Here is a 2,326-nt window from a genome sequence, read left to right on the forward strand (position 1 = left end):
GGGGGAGTGGCCGTAACCGGTCGCCCGCCGCGGGAACGGCAGCTCGAACCGCGCCGACCAGTCTTGCGCGATCCACACCTCGTCCAGGCCTGCCGCTTCGGCGATGTGGTCGTCCTGGATCCGGGTGAGATGCCAGACGAGCCAGGCGATCGAATTGGCCCCGTCGTCCAGCCGGACCGCCAGCTCGTCGGGGGAGAGGCCGTCGACCACCTCGTGGACGGTCTCACGGATACGGCCGAAGGCGTCGACGAGCAGATCACCGCTGGCGGTCATGGCGGGCTCCGGAGGGTACGGCCGGGCGCGGGCCCGGCGGATGGGCGTACGTCCAGTCCAGGGTGCCCCGTACGCGCGAACAGCGCAGGGCGCGCCACGTTTCGGCACCGCCGTTCACGCCTGGTTCAGCGCCCTGGTCCGGCGCCCTGGTTCAGTGCCCTTGCTCAGTGCCTCAGGAATGCCGAGATCCGCTCGCGCAGCGACTTCGGGTCGAGGCCATGCCCGGCCAGGTGCTCCTCCAACTGGCCGTACCGCCGCAGCTCGCGGCGCGCCACTCCGAGGCCGAGCACCCGGTGCGGCGTGTCGGACAAGGCGTCGTTCGCCGCGGCCGTGGAAGTGCCGGCGAGATACGGCTCGACAAGCACGACATCCGCCGTGGTCCCGCCCGCGACGGCCCGGCGCAGCACCTCCCGGTCGAATGGCCGCACGGTCGTCGCGTACAGCACCGTCGTATCCAGGCCCTCCGTCGCAGCCAGTACGTTGTCCAGCATCGGCCCGACGGCGATCACCACCGCGCCGCGCCCTTCCCGTACGGTCCGAAAGCCCGGGCCGGTCACGGGCCGCGCCCGGTCGTTGCTCTGGAGCGAGAGCCTGAGATACACCCGGCCGTCCCCGGCCGCGGCCCGCCGCAGCAGCGCCTCGGCCTCGTCCGGATGTCCCGGCACCTCCACCGTCCAGCCGTCGAGTGTGTCCATCAGCGCGACATCGCCCGGCGACATATGGGTGAACCCGCCCGCGGGCCAGTCGTACGAGGCGCCCGCGCTCACCAGCACTCCGCCCACGCCCTGATGGCCGAAGTCCAGCTTCACCTGCTCGAAGGGGCGCTCGACAAGGAAGCTGGCGAAGGTGTGCACGATCGGGCGGAGCCCGGTGAGGGCGAGTCCGCCGCCCACGCCGACCAGGAGCTGTTCCCGGATCCCGACATTGATGACCCGGTCCGGATGGCGGCGCTCCGCCGCGACGAAGCCGTCCCGGCTGATCTCGGCCAGGACGAGCGCGAGCCGTGGATCCTCGTCCAGCAGCTCGGAGGTGGTGGTGATGAAACGGTCCCGCATGGTGTCCATGGAGGCTCCCCTGTAGATGCCTGAAGTAGATGCCCGAAGGCGTGTTCGGGTGCCGTCGTCCGCGGTCAGAATTTGGGCTCGACACGGGCCACCACGGCCCGCGGCCGGCCTGGATGCGGGGCGGTGAATGCCGCGTACATCGCCTCGTGGTCCCGTCCGTCGACGGTCTCGGCCGACCAGCCGGCGGCCTCGAACCGGGAGACGATCCCGCCGGGCCGGCCGTGGCTCGCGGAGGCGTTGTCGATCACCAGCGTGTGGAGCTGTCCGAGCCCGGCGGGGCCCGCGTAGGCGATCGCTTCGTGATTGCTGCCCTCGTCGAGTTCGGCGTCGCCGATCAGCACCCAGACACGGGGCTCGGTCAGTCCCTGCGCCCGGAGCCCGAGCGCACTGCCCACGGCGAGCGGCAGCCCGTGCCCGAGCGAGCCACTGCCGATCTCGACGCCGGGCAGGAGCGTCCGGTCGGGGTGGTGGCCGAGCGGTGAGTCGTACGAGCCGAAGCCGGGCAGCAGCTCCTCGGCGAGGAATCCCTTGGCGGCGAGGACGGCGTAGTACGCCATCGGGCCATGCCCTTTGGAGAGCAGAAAGCGGTCACGCTCCGGCGCGTCGACGGTCTCCGGCGACACCCGCAGCACCCGGTCGTGCAGCACCCAGAGCGCGTCGAGCGTGGAGGTCGCGGCGGGCCCGTGCTTCTCGTCACCCGTCATGAGGCTCAGCAGCCTCGTCAGATCCTGATAGTCGGCCGCACGGCCCGATGTGCGGCCGGAAGGGAAGGTCGGAGCTGTCTTTGTCATACGGTCCACGGTGCAACGTGAACCACACTTGAGGTCAAGCCACCTCCGACGGCCCCGGGGAAAGCGGTTCGTGACCACCGTGCCGAGTGCGGTATTGTTCTCATGCGCGTTCGGCCAGGGAAAACCCCAGGTCAGACCCGCATCGGGACGTGGCGCAGCTTGGTAGCGCACTTGACTGGGGGTCAAGGGGTCGCAGGT

The 2,326-nt window shown here is 70.7% G+C and carries 3 protein-coding genes; all 3 read right to left on the bottom strand.

The genetic code is table 11. The annotated features are described in order from the left end of the window. Positions 1-273: DinB family protein (locus GA0115259_RS27735; protein ID WP_141716711.1), on the bottom strand; the 273-nt coding region annotated here is incomplete at its 3' end. Between the two features lie 164 nt (positions 274-437). Beyond that, positions 438-1,337 carry a transketolase family protein gene (locus GA0115259_RS27740; protein ID WP_093602118.1) on the bottom strand — a complete coding sequence of 300 codons (900 nt, stop codon included), beginning with the start codon at positions 1,335-1,337 and terminating at the stop codon, positions 438-440. 65 nt (positions 1,338-1,402) lie between these two features. Beyond that, positions 1,403-2,041, bottom strand: a complete 639-nt coding sequence (locus tag GA0115259_RS27745; protein WP_237540541.1) for a thiamine pyrophosphate-dependent enzyme — start codon at positions 2,039-2,041, stop codon at positions 1,403-1,405. Positions 2,042-2,326 lie beyond the last annotated feature (285 nt).

Origin of the sequence: Streptomyces sp. MnatMP-M17 (genome assembly GCF_900091995.1) — a bacterium.
In the GTDB taxonomy this organism is placed as follows: Bacteria; Actinomycetota; Actinomycetes; order Streptomycetales; family Streptomycetaceae; genus Streptomyces.

Bases quoted from the DNA above. Each gene is read 5' to 3' on its own strand.
- GA0115259_RS27740 (WP_093602118.1), bottom strand. From the start codon at position 1,337: ATGGACACCATGCGGGACCGTTTCATCACCACCACCTCCGAGCTGCTG.
- GA0115259_RS27745 (WP_237540541.1), bottom strand. From the start codon at position 2,041: ATGACGGGTGACGAGAAGCACGGGCCCGCCGCGACCTCCACGCTCGAC.